Origin of the sequence: Sphingorhabdus sp. (genome assembly GCF_046292425.1) — a bacterium.
Classification (GTDB): domain Bacteria; phylum Pseudomonadota; class Alphaproteobacteria; order Sphingomonadales; family Sphingomonadaceae; genus Sphingorhabdus_B.
In genome coordinates this window covers 1-468 of sequence record NZ_JBKBQV010000101.1, presented here as the reverse complement: position 1 = coordinate 468, position 468 = coordinate 1, and the positions used below count along the sequence as shown (strand labels likewise).

The 468-nt window shown below is 65.2% G+C and carries 1 pseudogene; it reads left to right on the top strand.

The features are described 5' to 3' along the window. Nucleotides 1-468 (top strand): annotated as a pseudogene (locus ACK4S7_RS13060) (UDP-N-acetyl-D-mannosamine dehydrogenase); the annotation flags it as partial.

Genomic DNA, 468 nt, shown 5'->3' with positions numbered 1-468 from the left:
CGCCCGCACCGGCGCGCGCGTCGTCGGTATCGATGTGAACCCGCATGTCGTCGAGACGATCAACCGCGGTCAGATTCATATCGAGGAAGCCAATCTCGACGCGCTGGTGCATCAGGTGGTGACGTCGGGGCACCTCGCCGCGTCGCTCGCCGCCGAGCCGTGCGACGTGTTCGTGATCGCCGTCCCGACGCCGTTCGACGACGACCATCGCCCGGACATCAGCTATGTGCTGAAAGCGGGTGAGACCATCGCCCCGGTGCTCAAGCGCGGTGATCTCGTCATCCTCGAATCGACCTCGCCGGTGGGGACGACCGAGGTGCTGCGCGACCGACTGGCAGCATTGCGTCCTGATCTGGCGATGCCAGGTTTGACCGCGGGCACCGCAGACGTTGCCATCGCTTACTGCCCCGAACGGGTGCTGCCCGGCCACATTCTCGAAGAACTGATCCACAACGACCGTTCGATCGG